The organism is Nocardia yamanashiensis NBRC 100130, assembly GCF_001613325.1.
GTDB lineage: Bacteria > Actinomycetota > Actinomycetes > Mycobacteriales > Mycobacteriaceae > Nocardia > Nocardia yamanashiensis.
Genome location: NZ_BDCD01000041.1, coordinates 1 through 18,706 on the forward strand (window position 1 = coordinate 1; position 18,706 = coordinate 18,706).

Consider the following 18,706-nt stretch of genomic DNA (forward strand, 5'->3'; position numbering starts at 1 on the left):
GCCGTCCGCGCCGGGCCGCAAGCTGACCGCGCGCGAGGTGCTCTTCGGCGGCCGGGTGTCGCCGACGGCACTGGCGGTGCTGGCCTCGGTCGCGCTGGTGATCGGCCTGGCCGGCGGACTGGTCGGGCGGTTGACCGGGGATTCGGTGTCCTCGCTGACCTCGCGCAAGGTGGCGCTGCAATCGGCCGAAGGCTCCGATCAGCCGCACACCCAGATCACCAAGGTGGTCGACGCGGTCATGCCCGCGGTGGTGACCGTGCGCGCCTGGGTCGGCGACAGCGGGTCCTCCGGTTCGGGCGTGGTCATCGACGGCGGCGGCTACATCGTCACCAACAATCACGTGATCTCGCTGGCCGCTAATGACAAGACCGGCAAGGCGCAGCTGCAGGTGGTCTTCTCCGACGGCACCCGGGTACCGACCAAGATCGTCGGCCGGGACACCAAATCCGATCTGGCCGTGCTCAAGGTCGATGTGAAGAACCTGTCGGTGATCCAGCTGGGCAATTCCAACGACGTCCAGGTGGGCGACGAGGTGCTGGCGCTGGGTTCGCCGCTGGGCCTGGAGAAGACCGTCACCTCCGGCATCGTCTCGGCGCTGCACCGGCCGGTGAAGGTCGGCGGCGAGGGCACCGACACCAATGCCACGCTCGACGCCGTGCAGACCGACGCGGCCATCAACCACGGCAACTCCGGTGGCGCGCTGGTGGATATGCAGGGCCGGCTGATCGGCATCAACTCCGCCATCAAGTCCGAGTCGGGCGGTTCGGTGGGCCTGGGCTTCGCCATTCCGATCGATCAGGTCAAGCGGATCTCGCAGGCGCTGATCCGGGACGGCAAGGTGTTCCACGCCTGGCTCGGGGTGAGCGCCAAGACCAAGATCGTCGCCAATGACGTGATGAGCGGCGCCGCCGTGGCCGATGTGCGGGCCGACAGCCCGGCGGCCAAGGCCGGCATCGTCGAGGGCGACGTGATCGTGAAGGTCGGCGACCGGGATGTCACCGGGCCGGAGGAACTGACCGTGGCGGTGCAGTCGCACGAAATCGGCCAGACGGTGAACTTCCGCCTGATTCGCGATGGCCGCGAGGTGGACGTACCGGTCACTCTGGAATCGGACGAAAACAAGTAGGCGATGTGTTTTCCGTGCGGGTGCGGCGGCGAAAAAGCCGAAATCGGACACAGGTAACCTAGTCCCGTGTTCAGCAATATCGGCTGGGGCGAGATGTTGATTCTGCTCGTCGCCGCACTCGTCATTCTCGGCCCCGAGCGACTGCCCGGTGCCATTCGCTGGACCGCCACGTCGCTGAAGCAGGCGCGCGACTACGCGACCGGGGCCACGCAGCAGTTGAAGCAGGAGCTGGGTCCGGAGTTCGACGAACTCCGCAAGCCCTTGGAACAGCTGAACGAACTGCGCAGTATGAATCCAAAATCGCTCGTCACCAAACACCTCCTGGACGGCGACGATTCCTTCCTCACGGGTAATTTCGACAAGCCCACTAACGCCTCGAACAGCGGATACGGCAATTTTTCGATGCCCGAGCAACAGAAACCGCTGGAGCGCAACGAACGTCCGCCGGTCGATCCGGACGCCACCTGAGATCAATTACGTTCAGCGGACTTGACACCCAAGGCTGTCCAGCTATCTAGACTGCGGGAATGTCGGCCGACGAGGTGGCGAAGGTGTTCGCGATCGAAGACAAGGTCGAGCGCCTCAAAGCCGCCACCGACGGCGTGGCGGCGGCGCAGCAGACCATCAATGAACTGACCCGGATCCGCCGCGCGGTCATTCGCGAACTACACGCCGAAGGGTGGACCTTCGCGAGAATCGGTGCGGCGGCCGGACTTTCCCGGGCGCGCATCCATCAGGTGAGTACGCAGGGACCGGTGCCGGAGGGGTTGTTCTTCGGGCACGGGCCGCTCACCATCCTGACGCCGGACGTGCGCAGCACCACGCGCGCGCTGGCGCTGGTGGGCGCGCCGGATGCCGCAGCCCCGCACCGGCTGGTGGAATTACTGCGGGAATTGGGTTTCCAGGCGGCTGTACAACGATTCCTGCCGGGACGGCCGCTCGATCTCGACCGGGACGGGCTGATCGTGCTCGGCGGGCCCGAATTGTCGCCCAGTCTGCGATATCTCGTGGCGGCGGACCCGCGGCTGCGGCGGACCGTGGCGCGGGCCGGGCGGGTGCGCCGGGGCATCGAGGATCGGGCCGCACGGCGGGTGTACCGGCCCGGAGGCACCGAGCCCTACGACATCGCCTACCTGGCAAGGCTTCCGCGGCCGGATGGCAAGGGCACGGTGCTGGTCATCGACGGCCTGCACCCGCCCGCCTCGCTCGGTGCCATCCGCCTGCTGGCGACCCGCCTGGCCACCTTGCACGAGCGCGCCGGCACGCATCCGTTCTCCGCCGTCGTCGGCGTGCGCTACGACCGGAATACCGGCGAGCCGATCGAAGCCGACCTGCTCACCCCCATTTACCGGCACGACCGTTGAACCGATAGCACCGAAAAAACAACGCCCCCGCACCTTTACAGGTGCGGGGGCGAATTTCGTAATGGGGCGGGCCCCCGCACCCATAACTGGAGTCCGCCCCGCACCCTTCAAGGGTGCGGGGCGGACTTCCAGGTACCAGAGCCGCCGAAACTCAGGCGGCGGCCCATTCGGGGCGCAGGGTGTTCATCGGGGGGCGGTCCGCCAGCGAGACTTCGGTGGCGTGGGCGGTGAATTCGCCGCCCACCAGCGGGAATTGCGTGAGCGCCGCGCCGGAGTCGTTGACCCCGCTGCGGCCCAGCACGGTGCCGAGGATCTGCCGGCTCATCACGCCCAGATCCGACAGCGGGCGGTTGCGGTGCTGGCGCACACCGAGATTCACCTGGCCGATGGCGTTCAGCCCGAGCAGGTCGTAGGTGTCCAGCAGCAGGCCGATCTCCACGCCGTAGCCGGGCGCGAACGGCACCGAGGCGAGCAGTTCGCGGGTGCCCGCGTACTCACCGCCCAAGGGCTGCAGCACATTCGACAGTTCCGGCCGCAGCGCGGACAGCAGCGGCCGGGCCACCAGCTCGGTCACCCGCCCGCCGCCGTGGTGGTCGATGTTCTCGCCCTGCCGCAGCGGCCGGCGGTAGTACGCCTTCACCAGGTGCATGCCGTCGACGGTCAGCAGTGGACCCAGCAACTTGGGCACGAACAGCGGATCCGGATCGATCAGATCCGAATCCACGAATGCCACGAGATCGCCGGAGGTGACGGCGAGGGACCGCCACAGGCACTCCCCCTTGCCCGGTACCGGCTCGAGTTCCGGCACCGCCTGTTCCCGGCTCACCACACGCGCTCCCGCGGCCTGTGCGCGTTCGGCGGTGGCGTCGGTGGACCCGGAGTCCAGGACCACCAGTTCGTCCACCAGCGTGCCCAGCAGCGGCCGGATACTGCCGACCACGGTGGCGACGGTGTCTTCCTCGTTGAGCGCGGGCAGGACGACCGAGACGGTCCGGTCCCCCTTGGCTTCGATGAGTTCCTCGACGGTCCAGTCGGGAGCGTCGAACGTGTTACGGCGTACCCAATCGATCATGCGAGACCTCGCAGGGTTCGTGCGGGTGGTCGGATCCCCTGAATCGCGGCGATCATGTCCACCACCCGGCGCGTGTGGCCGACCTCGTGCACCCGAAAGACCCGGGCACCCGCGGCGGCCGACCAAGCAGTCGCTGCCAATGTGCCCTCCAATCGTTCGGTCAGGCCGACACCAAGAGTCTCTCCGATGAAATCCTTATTGCTCAGCGCCATCAAGACAGGCCATCCGGTTTTCACAAGAACGTCTATTCCCCGCAACAATTCCAGCCCGTGGTACGTGTTTTTGCCGAAATCGTGGGTGGGATCGATCAGGATCGAATCTTTTGCCACTCCGGCCGCCGCGGCGCGCTCGGCGGCGGCCACCACGGTTTCGGTGACTTCGGCCACCACATCGGCGTAGCGCACCCGGAACGGGCGGGTGCGCGGGATGGCGCCACCGGTGTGCGAGCACACGATGCCCACGCCCGTTTCGGCCGCCACGCCCACCAGATCCGGGTCGGCCCCGGCCCAGGTGTCGTTGATCAGGTTCGCGCCCTCGGCCACCGCCGCGCGGGCCACATCGGCCCGCCAGGTGTCGATGCTGATCAGCAGCTCCGGATAGCGCTCCCGGATGGCGGCCACGAACGGCACCACCCGGCGGGCTTCCTCGGCGGCGTCGACCTCCGCGCCCGGCCCGGCCTTCACCCCGCCGATATCGACCAGATCCGCGCCCTCGGCGACCGCCTTGTCGACCGCCGCCATTGCCGCATCGTCGCTGAACGTCGCGCCCCGGTCATAGAACGAGTCCGGCGTCCGGTTCACGATCGCCATGACAAGCGCCCGATCCGTCGCCACCGGCTTCCCGCACAATGTCGGCAACGGCGCACACATGACCTCGACTGTACCGAGTGCAGTATCACGCTTGCTGGGCAGCCGACCGGAATCGGCCGCCCGTCACCGGCCGGTCAGTTGCCCGGCAGGCGACCCGCGGCGACCTCGGCGGGGTACTCGTCGTAGGCCGGTACGTAACCGTCGGTGCGACCTGCAAGCACGTAGAGGTCGCTGTCGGAGTCGGGGGCGAAACCCTGTTTGCGGAGTTCGACCTTGCGGCTCTTGAAGGTGGAGGTCTGCTCGAGTTCGGGGACGACGCGAATGAACAGGGGCACAGCGTAATTGGGGAGCTGTTCGTAGAGCGCCTTGGCCGCCACCTTGCCGTCGAAGGCCGCGCCCTCGTGCAGCGTCACCGCCGCCATGCCGGCCTTGCCGTCCGCGCCGGGCACGTCGACGCCGTAGACGACCGCCTGGGTGACCGCGTCGATGCCGCCGAACGCGCCCTCGACCTCGGTGGTGGCCACGTTCTCGCCCTTCCAGCGGAAGGTGTCGCCGAGCCGGTCCACGAAGGCGATATGCCCCCAGCGCTGGTCGCGGACCAGGTCACCGGTGTCGAACCAGCAGTCCCCGGCCTTGAAGCCGTCGCGGACCAGTTTGGCTTCGGTGGCGGACTCGTCGGTGTAGCCGTCGAAGGGCGAGCTGTTCGTCACCTTGGCCAGCAGCAGCCCGACGCCGCCCGCGGGCACCCGGCGCAGCTTGCCGTCCGGGCCGCGCCGCGCCTTGCCGGTGGCCTCGTCGTACTCGACGATGGCGAACGGCAGCGGGGTGAAACCGGCGGTCTTGTCGACGCTGAAGGCATTGATGAAGGCGACGTTTCCCTCACTCGCGCCGTAGAACTCGACGATCCGCTTGATGCCGAAGCGCTGCCGGAACTCGTCCCACAGCTCCGGGCGCAGGCCGTTGCCGACCGCCAGCCGGACCCGATGGGCGCGGTCGGCTCGCCGGGCCGGCTGGTTGAGCAGGTACCGGCACAGCTCGCCGATGTAGACGAAGGCGGTGGCGTCGTGGGCGATGGCCTCGTCCCAGAACCGCGAAGCCGAGAACTTCTGTCCCAGCGCGAAACTCGCGCCCCCGGCGATCACCGAGGACAGCGCCACCGTGAGCGCGTTGTTGTGATAGAGCGGCAGGCAGCAGTACAGCGTGTCGTTCGGCCGCAGCCGCACGCCGAGCCCGCCGATCCCGGCCATGGACTTGGTCCAGCGCAGATGGGTCATGACGCTGGCCTTGGGCAAGCCGGTGGTGCCGGAGGTGAAGATCAGGTACGCCTGTTCGCGGGCCGTGATCTCCTCGCACACAGCGGGATTGCCGGAATCGGCGGTCGCGGCGGCGGCCTCCAGCTCGCGGGTCCAGAGCAGGTTCGGCCGCGTCTCGCCGAGCGTCTCCAGCGCCTCGGCGCATTCCTCGCCGATCACATCGACCTTGGAGTTCAGCAGCCCGAAACTGTGCCGCAGCACCACATCTCGCTGATGATGGTTGAGCAGCCCGGCGGTCGCGCCCAGCTTCACGGTGGCCAGCACCGTGAACAGCGCCTCCGGCCGATTGGTGAGCAGGATGCCGACCACGTCCCCGCGCTCGACGCCCCGCCCGGCCAGCACGTGCGCGTACCGGTTCACCAGTTCGTTGGCCTCGCCCCAGCTGTACACGCGCCCTTCGTATTTCAGGAAGGGCCGGTCCGGGTGGATGGCCGCGCCGCGCTGGAAGAACAATCCGATGGATGCCTTGTCCCCGGATTTCACCAGCATGCGCACGGCGTTGCGCAGCATCGAGGGAGCGTCCACGGCCATCCCGGGCAGGCTGCGGGCCAGATCCAGCAGGCCGACGGTCGAACGGGCATCCATATTCACTTCGTTGTGCTCCTCACCAGGTCGTGCTCGGTGGCGCGGTGACGCGACGTTCCCCCTGTACCGGGTATGCCCCATTGCGCCCGATTCCTACCCTGGCGGATGAATCCCGCCTTGTCGAGTGAAACCGCCTGGTTTCGCAAAGGCGATTCAGAACCCGGGTCGCAGGGCGGCGAAGGCGGACTCCAGATCCGCGGCGCGCACCACCTTCTCCAGCGATTCCCGGCCCACGAACCCGCGCTCGCGCAGCTGACCGATCCAGTCGAACAGGCCGCCGTAGAAGCCGTTCGGGTCCAGCACCACCACGGGCTTGTCGTGCACGCCCAGGTAGGAACCGGTCCAGGTCTCGAAGAACTCCTCCAGCGTCCCGACCCCGCCGGGCAGGGTCAGGAAGGCGTCGGCGCGATCCTCCATGATCTGCTTCCGCTCGCGCATGGAGTCGGTGACGATCAGTTCGTCGGAATCGGTGTCGGCCATCTCGCGATGCACCAGCTTCTTGGGAATCACGCCGACCGTGTGCGCGCCGGCCGCCCGCGCCGCCGTGGCCACCGCGCCCATCATGGAGACGTGCCCGCCGCCGGACACCAACTGCCAACCGCGGCGGCCGATTTCGGCGCCCACCCGGGTCGCCAGTTCCAGCGCCGCCGGATCGGTGGCGCTGGCCGAGCAGTAGACGCAGATCGAATAACCGTCGCCGGACAGGTCGCTCACCACTGATCCTCCACCACGTCCTCGGTCTCGGCGCGCGCTTCGGCGGCCCGCATGACGATCTCCACCACTTCGTCCACGCTGTCGGTGACGTGCACCAGGCTCAGGTCACCGGGCGCGATCTTGGCCGAGCCGAGCAGCGAATCACGCATCCAATCCACCAGTCCCGACCAGTATCTGGTGCCGAACAGGATGATCGGGAAGCGGGTGATCTTGCGGGTCTGCACCAGGGTGAGCGCCTCGAACAACTCGTCCAGGGTGCCGAAACCGCCCGGCAGGCAAACGAACGCCTGCGAGTACTTCACGAACATGGTCTTGCGCGCGAAGAAGTACCGGAAGTTGATGCCGAGATCGACCCATTCGTTGAGGTGCTGTTCGAACGGCAGCTCGATGCCCAGGCCGATGGAGTAGCCGCCCGCCTCGGACGCGCCCCGGTTGGCCGCCTCCATGGCCCCGGGCCCGCCGCCGGTGATGACCGCGAACCCGGCCCGCGCCAGCGCCCCGCCGATCGCCATGCCCGCCTGATACTCCGGATGCTCCGGCGCGGTCCGCGCCGAACCGAACACCGCCACCGCGGCCGGCACCTCCGCCAAAGCGCCGAAGCCCTCGACGAATTCGGCCTGGATGCGCAGCACCCGCCACGGATCGGTGTGCACCCAGTCGGCCGGCCCGCGCTCGTCCAGCAGATGCTGATCCGTGGTGCCGATGCCCTTCTTGCGATCACGCCGCAGCATTATCGGCCCACGGAACCTAGGGGTCTTCGACGAACGCGCACCGGAGATTTCACCGTCAGCAGACATGCAGCCAACTGTATTTCATTCAGGCTTTGTCCCCGGTGAGGTAGCTGCGCAGCATGGAGGTGACCTGGGTGATCTGGTCCACGGGCAGGTGCTCGTCGCGCTTGTGCGCCAGGTTCGGGTCGCCGGGGCCGAAGTTCACCGCCGGGATGCCGCGGGCGGCGAAGCGGGAGACGTCGGTCCAGCCGTACTTGGCGCGCACGCCGCCGCTGCCGTGCGCGTGCACGATCTCGATCAGGTCCTTGGCGGCCGGGGCGGACAGGCCGGGCAGCGCGCCGGGGGCGCCGTCGGTGCGTTCGAAACCGAGCTCCAGGCCCGAGAAGACCTCGCGCACATGCTCGGTGGCCTCGTCCAGGGTGCGGTCGGGGGCGAAGCGGAAGTTCACGTCCACCTCGGCGACATCCGGCACCACATTGCCGGCGACGCCGCCGGACACGCGCACCGCCGACAGGCCCTCGCGGTAGACGCAGCCGTCGATGTCGACCTCGCGGGCCTGGTAGGCGGCGAGGCGTTCCAGGATGGGGGCCTGGCGGTGAATGGCGTTGTCGCCCAGCCAGGCTCGCGCGGTGTGGGCGCGCACGCCCGAGGTGGTGAGGCGGACGCGCAGGGTGCCCTGGCAGCCGGCTTCGATCCAGCCGCCGGAGGGCTCGCCGAGAATGGCGAGGTCGCCTTCCAGCCATTCGGGCAGTTCGCGTTCGATCTTGCCCAGGCCGTTGAATTCGGCGGCGATCTCCTCGGCGTCGTAGAAGATCATGGTCAGGTCGTGCACCGGCTCGGCCACGGTGGCCGCCAGGTGCAGGAAGACCGCGTCACCGGATTTCATGTCGACGCTGCCGCAACCCCACAGCTGCCGTTCGCCGTTCGCGCCGACCTCGAAGCGGCTCGGCACATTGTCGGCGATCGGCACGGTGTCCAGATGCCCGGCCAGAATCACGCGGGTCGGCAGGCCGCGCTTGGTGCGGGCCAGCACGGTGTTGCCGTGCCGCACGATCTCGAACCCCGTGGTCTGCTGCTGCAATGCCTGCATCACGATGTCGGCGATGGCGGCCTCGTCCCGGGAAACGCTCGGGATATCGACGAGGGCGGCGGCGAGACTGATGGGGTCAGCATGGAGATCGAGGGTCACCCACTCCACCCTAAGGGAGGATCCGCCTCCGTTCCCTGCATCCCACCTGCGTCGGCACAAACGGACACCATTCGCAACCAACCTCACAGAATCTGCGCGCGCACGGCCCCGGTAACCTGTGCGAACGTGAGCACTCAGGGAGCAGTAGCAGTCGGCCTCGCCACCATCACCGCGAACGGGACGGTGCTGGACACCTGGTACCCGTACCCGCAGCTCGGGGAATTCGGCGAGACCGGGACGCAGCGGCTGGATGCCTCCGACGTCGAGTACGCCAAGTTCGCGCAGCTGGCGGGCGAGGACGAGGCGCGCCGGGTCGAGATCGTCGTGGTGCGCACCACCATCGCCGATCTGGCGGCCGCGCCGGTCGACACCCATGACGCCTACCTGCGGCTGCACCTGCTGTCGCATCGCCTGGTGCGCCCGCACGGCGCCAACCTGGACGGCATCTTCGGGCTGCTGGCGAACGTGGTGTGGACCAACTTCGGCCCCTGCTCCAACGAGGAGTTCGAGCTGACCCGCCTGAAGCTGCGGGCGCGCGGCCCGGTCACCGTGTACGGCGTGGACAAGTTCCCGCGCATGGTCGACTACGTGACCCCCTCGGGCGTGCGCATCGCCGACGCCGACCGCGTGCGCCTGGGCGCGCACCTGGCCTCGGGCACCACCGTCATGCACGAGGGCTTCGTGAACTTCAATGCCGGCACCCTCGGCAACTCCATGGTCGAAGGCCGCATCTCCGCCGGCGTGCTGGTGGGCGACGGCTCCGATATCGGCGGCGGCGCCTCCATCATGGGCACCCTGTCCGGCGGCGGCAAGCAGGTCATCTCGCTCGGCGAGCGCTGCCTGCTGGGCGCCAACTCGGGCCTGGGCATCTCGCTCGGCGACGATTCGGTGGTCGAGGCGGGCCTGTACGTCACCGCCGGCACCAAGGTGCAGCTGCCGGACGGCGCCATCGTGAAGGCGGCCGAGCTGAGCGGCCAGTCCAACCTGCTGTTCCGCCGCAATTCGCTGACCGGCGCGGTGGAGGTGGTGTCCCGCAAGGGCACCGGCATCGAACTGAACGCCGCCCTGCACGCCAACTGAGTTGCCGCCGCGGGCTATTCGATCCCGAAGGCGATGACCCGTTCGGGGGTGATCCGGATCAGTTCCGGCGACATCCCCGGACCCCAGGGTTCGACATCCCGCAAAGCCTGTGCGGTGCCCCGGATTTCGAGGCACCGCACGGCCCACGGCTGGATCGACTTCACATCGTCGACCACCAGTGAGACCCGGTCTTCCTTGGCCAGATTCCGGAACTTCTGACTGGCCCCCATCTGATACCCGCCGATATCGATGGTTCCCAGCGCCGCGTTCCAGCGGTAGCCGACGGGATTGTTCTGCGGCGAACCGTCCGGCCGCACCGTGGCGAGGCGGCCCAGGCGCTGGCTTTCCAGGTATTCGACCTGCGCGGGCGAGAGCGTTGCGATCATGGCCGTCACGGTAGAACCTCGAGTACGGTCGAGGTCAACCCCACGCCGGGCGGGGCGGCGCGCAGGTCCGGGTCAGTGGTTGACGACGCCGCTCAGTTCATTGGGCGATTCCGCGAGAGTGACTGTGGCGGAGACGGTTCCGGCACCTAGGTCGATGCGGTGCACCTGCTTGCGCGCCGGGTCCGAGACGTAGACGTCGCCACCGCGTACGAACAGCGCCGGCCGCGCCTGCTGCCACTTGACCGGTTCCTCCCATGCGCTCAGCACCGGAATCTTGCGGGTGACCGTGCCCGCCTCCGGATCGATCACGTGGATCGCGCCGTCGGTGCCCAGCACCAGCGCCTCGCCCGCCGGCCCGCGTCCCAGCGACCGGAAGGTGTAGCTGGTCCCCAGATCCACGAAGCGCAGTCCCCCGGTGCGGGTGTCGATCAGTGAAACCTGCCGGGGGCGTTCCAGTTCGGCGTCTTTGTCCCGCTTGTAGTCCCCGAGCACGATGGGCGACCGATCCGAGCCGGACTGATTCCCGATGCGCCCGTACGCATCCGGGCTCTTGACCTTGGTGATGACGCCGTCGCGGTAGACGAGCGCACCGGTCTGGCAGCCGACCACGACGGCTTCCCCGGCGGCCACGGCCTCACCGTGCACGCCCGGGCAGTCCTCGTTGCGCGCGATCTCCTTCCGGTCCCGATCCAGCACCGCTATGCCGGTGCGCTTCTCCTCGGTCCCGACGGTGACCAGCAGCTTCCCGTCGGCCAACTCGACCGCGACGCCGTGATGCGCGGCCGGGGTGCGATAGGTCTGCGTCGGCGGCTTCCCGTCCTCCAACTTCGCCGGATCGAACACGGTCACCTCCCCGGTGCCGTCGGCGAACAGCACCGTCTTCCCCGCATGCCGCACCACGTGACCGGGTTTGACGGCGGGGAAGGAGATATCGGTGAGCTCACCGTGCACGGCGTCCAGTACCCGGAACCCGTCCTGCGTGGACACCATCACATGGTGGTCGTCACCGGCGGGATTGATCCGGTTGAACCCATCCAGCCGGATCTCTCCGCGCTGCTCCAGGGTCTTGCCGTCCAGAATCCGCATTCCGCCGTCGTAGGTGACCACGATCGGATCGGCGACGGCGGGCTTCGCCGTCTCGCCACCGCCGCATCCAGCGAGGGCGGCGGCGACCGCCGTGAGGCCCGCCAATACCGTGGCGCGCGAACGTAACTGCATGTACTGCTCCATTTCTCGTGACGACAAAGGCCGAAGTTCAGGCCGCGCCGAGCCCGCGCACGATGGCGTCGGTATTGGCGCGCATCATTTCCAGGTAGGTCCCCGCGCCCTGCCCCGGCTCGGTGAGCGATTCCGAATACAGCGCGATGACCTGGACCCGCAGCCCGGCCTGCTCCGCCAGCACCCGCGCCAGCCGATCCGGCTGCGAGGAGTCGGCGAAGATCGCGCTCACCCCGGCGGCCCGCACCGCGCCCGCCAGGTCCGCGAGATCGGCGCTGCTGGGTGAGGCGAGCGTGCTGCCGCCGGGAATCACCGCACCGACCACCTCGAACCCGAAACGCTGTGCGAGATAACCGAAGACGTGATGATTGGTGACCAGCTTCCGCCGCCCCGCATCGATGGTCGCGAAGCGCTCGGTCATCCAGCCCTCGAGCCGCTCGAGTTCGGCGGCATAGCTCGCCGCATTGGCGCGCACGGCAGTGGCGTCGATCCCGTCGACCCGCGCGATCACCGCATCGGCGATCAGCCCGACCGCCCGCCGGACGCGCGCGGGATCGGTCCAGAAATGCGGATCGAGTTTGCCGACCGCCCCGGACCCGTTGTCCCCGAACCGAATCGGATCGATCCGCTCCCCCACCGCCAGCCCCGGAACCCCCGCCTGCTCGGCCGCCGTCACATTGCGCAGCACGCCCTCTTCCAGGCCCAGCCCGTTGTGCACGATCAGCCGAGCTCGCTCCAATTGGGCAGCCTGCTTGGCGGACAGGGCGAATTGATGCGGGTCGGCATTCGCGCTCATCAACACGGTCACGCGTGCGGTGTCGCCGACGACCGCGCGGGTGATGTCACCGAGAATGTTGGTGGTGACGATGATGTCGGCCCGCTCGTCCCCGGGCTGCGCACAGGCGGCCAGCCCGACGAGCAAGAGTGCGACCATGAACAAGCGACGAGCGGCGCTCACCGGCCGACCTCCACCAGGTGGGTGGGCGCGATGCCCGGCGTGAAAGTCCTTGCCTTGCGCAGCTTGTCGCGATAGTCGATCTCGTGGATCACCCCGGCTTCGGCGTCGTTCACGTAGGCGCGATCGATGTCGATCTCGATCACCGGCGGCACGGCTCCGTCCGCGACGGGTTTCGCCAGCACGGTGGTGCGCGCCGTCTCCACACCGGTGGCGGGATCCAGCGCCCGCAGTACGCCATCCCGGCCGAGCACCAGCACGGGCGACCGTTCCCCCGCCGTATTCACCGCAACCACCGGCCCGGTATCCAGGAAAGTCCAAGTGCGAGCACGCATATCGAGCAGCCACGCCCCACGTTCCCCCGCAGTGGCAACCAGCCGATCACTACCCGGTCGATACCGGAATTCCACAGCGCGTTCGTTTTTCGGAACCGGATGCGGATAGTCGATCCGCGAAGCCACCAATCCCGACTCACCGCGCGCGACAACCACCGCGCCGTCGGCGCAAGCGAACACCACCCCGCGCCGCGTCAGCGCGACTCCCGGCAGCCGCGGCATCGCCCGGCCCCGCGAAACCCCCTCCGCTCCCACCGAACCCGCTGTAGGCGCACAACTCTCCGCAAGCTCCGCGACCACCGGCCCATCGCGGCTGCGCACGGTCATCCGGCCCGAATTCTCGACGACCACCAGGTTTTCGCCGTACGGCGCCGCCACCCCGTCGATGACCGCGCGCACGGTCACCGCACCCGCGGCCAAGTCCGCACGATCCAACAGCGTCGTACGGTCATCCGCTACCGCCGCCGTGACCACGGCATCGCCGTACACGGCCCGCACCGGCCGATCGAACACCCCGACCTCTCGAATGTCCGCGCGGTAGTAGTGCACGTGATCACCGTGATCGACGGTCCACGCCCCGCCATCCACCACCCGCGTCGCTCCCCCGCCGACCACATACGCGAACCGATCGTCGCCCAGCATCAATTCCGGCCGCCCGCCCCGCCCGGCAGCACTGATCTCTCCCGAAACCAGATCCACCACCCGCACGTCGCCGGTTTCCCGATCGGCAACCACCAACCGCCGCTGCTCTTCCGAAACCTCCTGCGCACCTGCGACATACCCATGTGGCACGGGCTCCGATTCATCACTCTGTCCACCGGTCGAGCAAGCCGACATGGACAGCGCGGCCGTGACGACCATCAGCAATGCGCGCGGCTTCAACCCAGCGGGGCCATCGCCTCGACGTGCGATCCGATCACGCAATCCCGACAGCCCGGCCGAGGCGAAGAACAAGCCGACCGCGACGGCCGCGATGGTGGCGCCGGCGGCGGTACCCGCGTGCCAGGACACCAGCAGTCCGCACACGGTGGCGAACATGCCGAACAGCGCGGCGAGTGCCATGACGAGGGGAATTCGGTTGGCCCAGTACAGAGCTGCCGCCGGAGGCGCGATGAGCAGGCCGAAGACGAGCAGGGTGCCGACGATATGGAAGGAAGCGACGATCGCCAGGGTCACCAGGGCGAGCAGGGCGGCCTGGGCGAGGCGGGGGCGCAATCCCAAGGTGGCGGCCTTGCGCGGATCGAAGGCGAGCGCCGTGAAAGCGCGGTGTCCGAGAACCACGATGAGCCCGGCGATTCCGAGTGCCACCGCCAGGTAGGCGAGGTCTTGCCCCCTGATGCCGAGGACGTCGCCGAACAGGAATCCGGTGACATCGACCGCGAAGGATTGCGACCGCGACACGATGATCACGCCGAGCGCAAGCATCCCCACGAACAGCAATCCGATGCCGGTATCCGCCGAGAAGCGGCGACTGCGTCCCAGGGCCGACACCCCCACCGCCATCGCACCCGCACTGAATGCCGCGCCCAGCAACAGGTTTCCCCCCAGCAGGGACGCCACGGCGACGCCGGGCAACATCCCGTGCGCCATCGCATCACCCAGAAAAGCCATGCCGCGCACCACAACCCAGGTTCCGGCGAGCGCGCACAAACAGGAAACCAGGAGCCCACCCCACAGGGCCCGCTGTACGAACGCGACCTGCAAGGGGTCGAGCAACCACTCCATGGCGAGGCAATCTATAGTGGAAATGATTTTCAATACAAGTAAGGTGAGCTGTTGCACACAAGCGGACTTTCAACGATCGAATTGACCGGCGTCAGCGCCGGATATGCCGGGCACACCGTCCTGCACGACGTCACGACCGTGATTCCGGGCGGACGCGTCACCGCGATCATCGGGCCGAACGGCTCCGGAAAGTCAACGCTGCTGGGCGTTCTCGCGGGCATCGTGCCCACCCGTGCGGGAACCGTGAAGTATGTGCGGCCCGGCTCGACGGACACCGTCGAACGCGCGCGGGTCAACGCCACGCCCACACCGATTCGACGCCCCGCACTGGTCGTTCAACAGAGCGCGATCCCCGAAACGCTCCCGATCACCGTACGCGAGACCGTCACCATGGGCCGATGGGCCGACCGCGGCCCCTGGCGTCGCCTGACCCGCGCCGACCGCGCCCTGATCGACACCTGCATGGAACGCATGGGAGTGGCCGCACTATCCAACCGCCGCATGACAGCTCTGTCCGGCGGCCAACGCCAGCGCACCCTACTCGCTCAAGCCCTGGCCCAGCAGTCCGACCTGCTCCTCCTGGACGAACCCGCCACCGGCCTGGACCCCGAAGCCCAACAAGACATCTCACAACTCCTGCACACCCTGGCAGCCGAAGGCGCGACCATCATCCAAACCACCCACCACCCCCAGGAAGCAAACCGCGCCCACCACCGCCTCCACCTACAATCCGGCCACCTGACCCCAGAATCCGAAATGGCGACAACGGCCGGAACGACGCCGGAAGGCGAGAGCACGGCTCCCGACGGGGGGGACCACAGCCGGGTACGGCAGACGACGCAACCCCACTATCTCGTTCGCTCCGCGATCCCACCGCCGAGCCCGTAAAACCTAGGCGAGCAGCTTCTTCTGCACCTTGCCCATGGCATTGCGCGGCAGGGAGTCGACGAGCCGCACCTCACGAGGCCGCTTGTGGACCGAAAGCTCCCCCGCCACATGGTCGATGAGCTCCTGAGCAATGGAATCCGTTGCGCCGTCACGCAGTACGACGTAGGCGACGATGCGCTGACCGAGGTCAGGGTCCGGCGCGCCGACCACCGCCACCTCGGCGACAGCGGCGTGGCCGAGGAGAGAGGTCTCGATCTCGCCCGCCCCGATCCGGTAGCCACCGGACTTGATGAGGTCCACGGATTCCCGGCCGACGATGCGGTGGAACCCCTCCGGATCGATGACGGCCACATCGCCGGTCTTGAACCAGCCGTCCTCGGTAAAGTTCTCGGCGGTGACCTCCGGACGGTTGAGGTAGCCGTCGAAGAGCATCGGGCCGCAGACCTGGAGCCCGCCCACGGATTCGCCGTCGTGCGGGACCGGCGCGCCGGATTCGTCGCGGAGACGGGTTTCGACGCCCTGGACCGGGATGCCGACCCAGCCCGGCCGACGTTCGCCGTCCGGGCGGGTGGACAGGGTGATCATGGTTTCGCTCATGCCGTACCGCTCGAGAGGAGCGTGGCCGGTGAGGTCGCGGAGGCGTTCGAAGACCGGCACGGGAAGCGGGGCGCTGCCGGAGATGAGGATACGAGCCTTCGCCAATTCCTTTGCGGCGTCGGCATCCTCGACGACACGGGACCACACCGTCGGCACACCAAAGTACATGGTGCCGTCCGCGTCGGCATAGGCGCGCGGGGTCGGCTTGCCCGTGTGGATCAACGGACTGCCGACGCGCAGCGGACCGAGCACGCCGAGGATCAGGCCGTGCACATGGAACAGCGGAAGCCCGTGCACCAGCGTGTCTTTCCAGGTCCACTGCCAGGCGTCGGCGAGCGCATCCAGCCCTGCGGCGATCGCATCGCGACTGAGCATCACGCCCTTGGGCGCGCCGGTGGTCCCCGAGGTGTAGAGAATGAAAGCCGTTGCACTACCGGCAGGTTCGGAATACACATGCCAGGACCGGGCATGCTTGCGCACCGGAATAACCGGCAGCTCACTCCCTTCGGGCGCCTTCCCCAGCCACGCCTGCGCCCCCGAATCGTTCAAGATGTGCGCCAGCTCGGCACTCCCCGCATCCGGCGGCACCGGCACCACGGTGACGCCCGCGATCAAACACCCCACCACCGCCAGCACCGTCGTCACCGTAGGCTCGGCCAGCACCGCCAGCCGCTCCGCCCGCGCCACCCGCTCCGCCACCGAGGTGGCAGCTCCGAGCAGATCACTACTGGAGAGCGTCACGCCCTCGATGGTGACGGCGTTCGGGACATCGGCACCGGCGGCCACAGCGGCCGGATTCAGCGAGCGCAACAACACGCGCCCACCGTACTTCGCGCCCCGCAGCCGACGTGCGCCCCACCCGCCAGAATCGGCCAACTCCGCACTGCGGGCCGCGCCTCCCACCCCCCGCGCCCGGCCCGCCCGCCGCTACTGCGGCGGGCGGGCCTTCACGATTCAGCCGCGAAGCGGCGGCGGTGGTTGACACGGGGGTGAGTGGGTAAGAGAGTAAGTGCACAACCTTCTCATCGAGGATGGGGTCAACGATGACCAGCCCATTGCGTGCGACGACGCCCGAGGTAGAGCCGCCGATCGATATCCGTCGATTCATCGACGGCGCGGCCGGATTCCTGGGCGGCGCGGCGAATGTGATCATGCAGCTCTCGAATCGACCGGTCGGTTACGGCGTGGTCGAGAGTCCCGTTCCCAGCGGGAGCGTGGTGGTCCATCCGATCAAGCGATTGCGCACCACCCTCACCTATCTCTCGGTCGCCATGCTGGGCAACGAAGAGGACCAGATCGCTTACCGCGAAGCCGTGAACGAACAGCACCGCCAGGTCCGCTCCAAGCCCGGCGCGGAGGTGAAGTACAACGCCTTCGACCCGAAACTCCAGCTCTGGGTGGCCGCCTGCCTCTATTGGGGCGCCCGCGACCTCTACGAACGCATGCACGGCCCGATGAACGAGCAGGACGCCGACGCCTTCTACTTCCATTCCGCGCGCTTCGGCACCACCCTGCAGATGCGCCCGGAGATGTGGCCCGCGAATCGCGCGGCGTTCGACCGCTATTGGACCGAGAACCTCGCGAAAACCACCATCGACCCCAAGGTGCACGCCTACTTCGACGATCTCATCGACCTGAAGATGCTGCCCAGACCGTTCCAGCTGGCGTTCGGCCGCACCCACCGCTTCTTCGTCACCGGCCTGCTCCCGCAACATCTCCGCGACGAGATGGGCATGACCTGGTCGCCCCGCCAGGATCGCCTGCTGGCCCGCGCCATGCGCACCCTCGGCACCGCCGGCGATCTCGCCCCGGCTCCCGTGCGCGCCTTCCCCTTCAACGCCTATCTGCTGGATATGCGCCTGCGCCGCCGCCTGGGCCTGCGCCTGGTGTGATCAGAGAATCCGGAAGCCCGGCACCACGTGCTCGCGCGCGAATTTGCGCAGCGCCGCCTCGTCGTCGAGCGGAATCACCGTCTGCGGCGTCAAGGCCATGGACAGCGAATTGCGGGCGAGCATTTCCGCGAACGGCAGCGGATCATATTGCGCCAGTTTGCCTTCGGCCTGCAGGCGGGCGATGAATTCGGCCAGATAGTCGCGCCCGAGTTCGATGACCGGCCCGCCCTGCACGGTCAGGTACGGCAGCACCATCTCGGGTTCGGTGCGCAGCAGCCGGTCCAGCAGCTGATTGCCGCGCAGCCCCGCCAGGAACGCCACGAACAGTTCGACGATCTGATCCTCGGCGGAGGCGTCGGATTCGATCTGCCGCGCCACCACGGCGTCGACGTCTTCGATGAACTGCCGCGCCTGCCGCAGCCCGACGGCCTGGATGAGATCGTTCTTGCCGGCGAAGCGCCGGTACAGGGTGGCGAGCGAGAGCCCGCCGCGCCGGGCGACCTCGACCATGCTGGTGCGTTTGATTCCGAAATCCAGGAAGGCCACCAGCGCGGCGTCGAGTACCTTGGCCTGATTGCGGTCCTCGGGCCCGGATTCACGCACGAGCGGGAGGAGTTTGGCCAGCTTGGCCATGGTCCGGACCCTTTCCTCAGACGCCGATACGATGAGGCACTCATCATCGCACATTGACACTCCCGCATTGCGATGAGAAGGTGAGAAGCGAACA

At 68.1% G+C, this 18,706-nt stretch carries 18 protein-coding genes; 6 read left to right on the forward strand and 12 right to left on the reverse strand.

Annotated features, from left to right (window positions below):
- The 3 genes from NY1_RS36460 to NY1_RS36470 all read left to right on the forward strand — a co-directional run.
- Window positions 1-1,126 (forward strand): S1C family serine protease (locus NY1_RS36460; protein WP_067721744.1); only part of this gene is annotated, 1,126 nt, incomplete at its 5' end.
- Window positions 1,127-1,192: 66 nt separating this feature from the next.
- On the forward strand, window positions 1,193-1,594 hold the full coding sequence (gene tatB, locus NY1_RS36465; RefSeq protein WP_067721745.1) for a Sec-independent protein translocase protein TatB: 402 nt from the start codon (window positions 1,193-1,195) through the stop codon (window positions 1,592-1,594).
- Window positions 1,595-1,653: 59 nt separating this feature from the next.
- Entirely contained in the window at window positions 1,654-2,490 is an 837-nt protein-coding gene (locus NY1_RS36470) for a hypothetical protein (RefSeq protein ID WP_067721746.1), read from the forward strand.
- Window positions 2,491-2,641: 151 nt separating this feature from the next.
- On the opposite strand, the gene NY1_RS36475 is transcribed toward NY1_RS36470, so the two are convergent.
- From NY1_RS36475 to dapE, 6 genes are all read right to left on the reverse strand, one after another.
- Window positions 2,642-3,562 (reverse strand): glucosyl-3-phosphoglycerate synthase, encoded by a 921-nt coding sequence (locus NY1_RS36475; RefSeq protein WP_067721747.1) that lies wholly within the window; start codon window positions 3,560-3,562, stop codon window positions 2,642-2,644.
- A complete protein-coding gene (gene folP / locus NY1_RS36480; RefSeq protein ID WP_067721748.1) occupies window positions 3,559-4,431 on the reverse strand; it encodes a dihydropteroate synthase in 873 nt (290 codons plus the stop codon). The genes NY1_RS36475 and folP overlap by 4 nt, the downstream gene beginning before the upstream one ends.
- Window positions 4,432-4,505: 74 nt before the next feature.
- A complete protein-coding gene (locus tag NY1_RS36485; RefSeq protein ID WP_067721749.1) occupies window positions 4,506-6,269 on the reverse strand; it encodes a long-chain-acyl-CoA synthetase in 1,764 nt (587 codons plus the stop codon).
- Window positions 6,270-6,422: 153 nt separating this feature from the next.
- The gene (locus NY1_RS36490; protein ID WP_157762715.1) at window positions 6,423-6,974 is read right to left on the reverse strand and encodes an LOG family protein; all 552 of its coding nucleotides are present in this window, start codon (window positions 6,972-6,974) and stop codon (window positions 6,423-6,425) included.
- A gap of 5 nt (window positions 6,975-6,979) precedes the next feature.
- Window positions 6,980-7,780: an LOG family protein gene (locus NY1_RS36495; protein WP_067721751.1), complete on the reverse strand. Its 801-nt coding sequence runs from the start codon at window positions 7,778-7,780 to the stop codon at window positions 6,980-6,982.
- A 19-nt stretch (window positions 7,781-7,799) separates the two neighbouring features.
- Window positions 7,800-8,903 carry a succinyl-diaminopimelate desuccinylase gene (gene dapE, locus NY1_RS36500; RefSeq protein ID WP_067721820.1) on the reverse strand — a complete coding sequence of 368 codons (1,104 nt, stop codon included), beginning with the start codon at window positions 8,901-8,903 and terminating at the stop codon, window positions 7,800-7,802.
- 126 nt (window positions 8,904-9,029) lie between these two features.
- On the opposite strand from dapE, the gene dapD reads away from it, so the two are divergent.
- A complete protein-coding gene (gene dapD / locus NY1_RS36505) occupies window positions 9,030-9,983 on the forward strand; it encodes a 2,3,4,5-tetrahydropyridine-2,6-dicarboxylate N-succinyltransferase (RefSeq protein ID WP_067721752.1) in 954 nt (317 codons plus the stop codon).
- A gap of 14 nt (window positions 9,984-9,997) precedes the next feature.
- On the opposite strand, the gene NY1_RS36510 is transcribed toward dapD, so the two are convergent.
- From NY1_RS36510 to aztB, 4 genes are all read right to left on the reverse strand, one after another.
- Window positions 9,998-10,369: a PPOX class F420-dependent oxidoreductase gene (locus NY1_RS36510; RefSeq protein ID WP_067721753.1), complete on the reverse strand. Its 372-nt coding sequence runs from the start codon at window positions 10,367-10,369 to the stop codon at window positions 9,998-10,000.
- Between the two features lie 72 nt (window positions 10,370-10,441).
- Entirely contained in the window at window positions 10,442-11,587 is a 1,146-nt protein-coding gene (aztD, locus tag NY1_RS36515) for a zinc metallochaperone AztD (protein ID WP_067721821.1), read from the reverse strand.
- 37 nt (window positions 11,588-11,624) lie between these two features.
- The gene (gene aztC, locus NY1_RS36520; protein WP_067721754.1) at window positions 11,625-12,521 is read right to left on the reverse strand and encodes a zinc ABC transporter substrate-binding protein AztC; all 897 of its coding nucleotides are present in this window, start codon (window positions 12,519-12,521) and stop codon (window positions 11,625-11,627) included.
- Window positions 12,522-12,541: 20 nt separating this feature from the next.
- On the reverse strand, window positions 12,542-14,659 hold the full coding sequence (aztB, locus tag NY1_RS36525; RefSeq protein WP_233434644.1) for a zinc ABC transporter permease AztB: 2,118 nt from the start codon (window positions 14,657-14,659) through the stop codon (window positions 12,542-12,544).
- On the opposite strand from aztB, the gene aztA reads away from it, so the two are divergent.
- The gene (gene aztA, locus NY1_RS36530) at window positions 14,654-15,490 is read left to right on the forward strand and encodes a zinc ABC transporter ATP-binding protein AztA (RefSeq protein ID WP_233434645.1); all 837 of its coding nucleotides are present in this window, start codon (window positions 14,654-14,656) and stop codon (window positions 15,488-15,490) included. The two genes, aztB and aztA, sit on opposite strands and share 6 nt — an antisense overlap.
- A 3-nt stretch (window positions 15,491-15,493) precedes the next feature.
- On the opposite strand, the gene NY1_RS36535 is transcribed toward aztA, so the two are convergent.
- Window positions 15,494-16,903 (reverse strand): acyl-CoA synthetase, encoded by a 1,410-nt coding sequence (locus NY1_RS36535; RefSeq protein ID WP_067721757.1) that lies wholly within the window; start codon window positions 16,901-16,903, stop codon window positions 15,494-15,496.
- A 227-nt stretch (window positions 16,904-17,130) separates the two neighbouring features.
- Between NY1_RS36535 and NY1_RS36540 the strand changes: the two genes are divergently transcribed.
- On the forward strand, window positions 17,131-17,979 hold the full coding sequence (locus NY1_RS36540; RefSeq protein WP_084536033.1) for an oxygenase MpaB family protein: 849 nt from the start codon (window positions 17,131-17,133) through the stop codon (window positions 17,977-17,979).
- Here the strand turns inward: NY1_RS36540 and NY1_RS36545 are convergent, their stop codons facing one another.
- Window positions 17,980-18,612 (reverse strand): TetR/AcrR family transcriptional regulator, encoded by a 633-nt coding sequence (locus NY1_RS36545; protein WP_067721758.1) that lies wholly within the window; start codon window positions 18,610-18,612, stop codon window positions 17,980-17,982. It abuts the gene before it with no gap.
- Window positions 18,613-18,706: the final 94 nt, after the last annotated feature.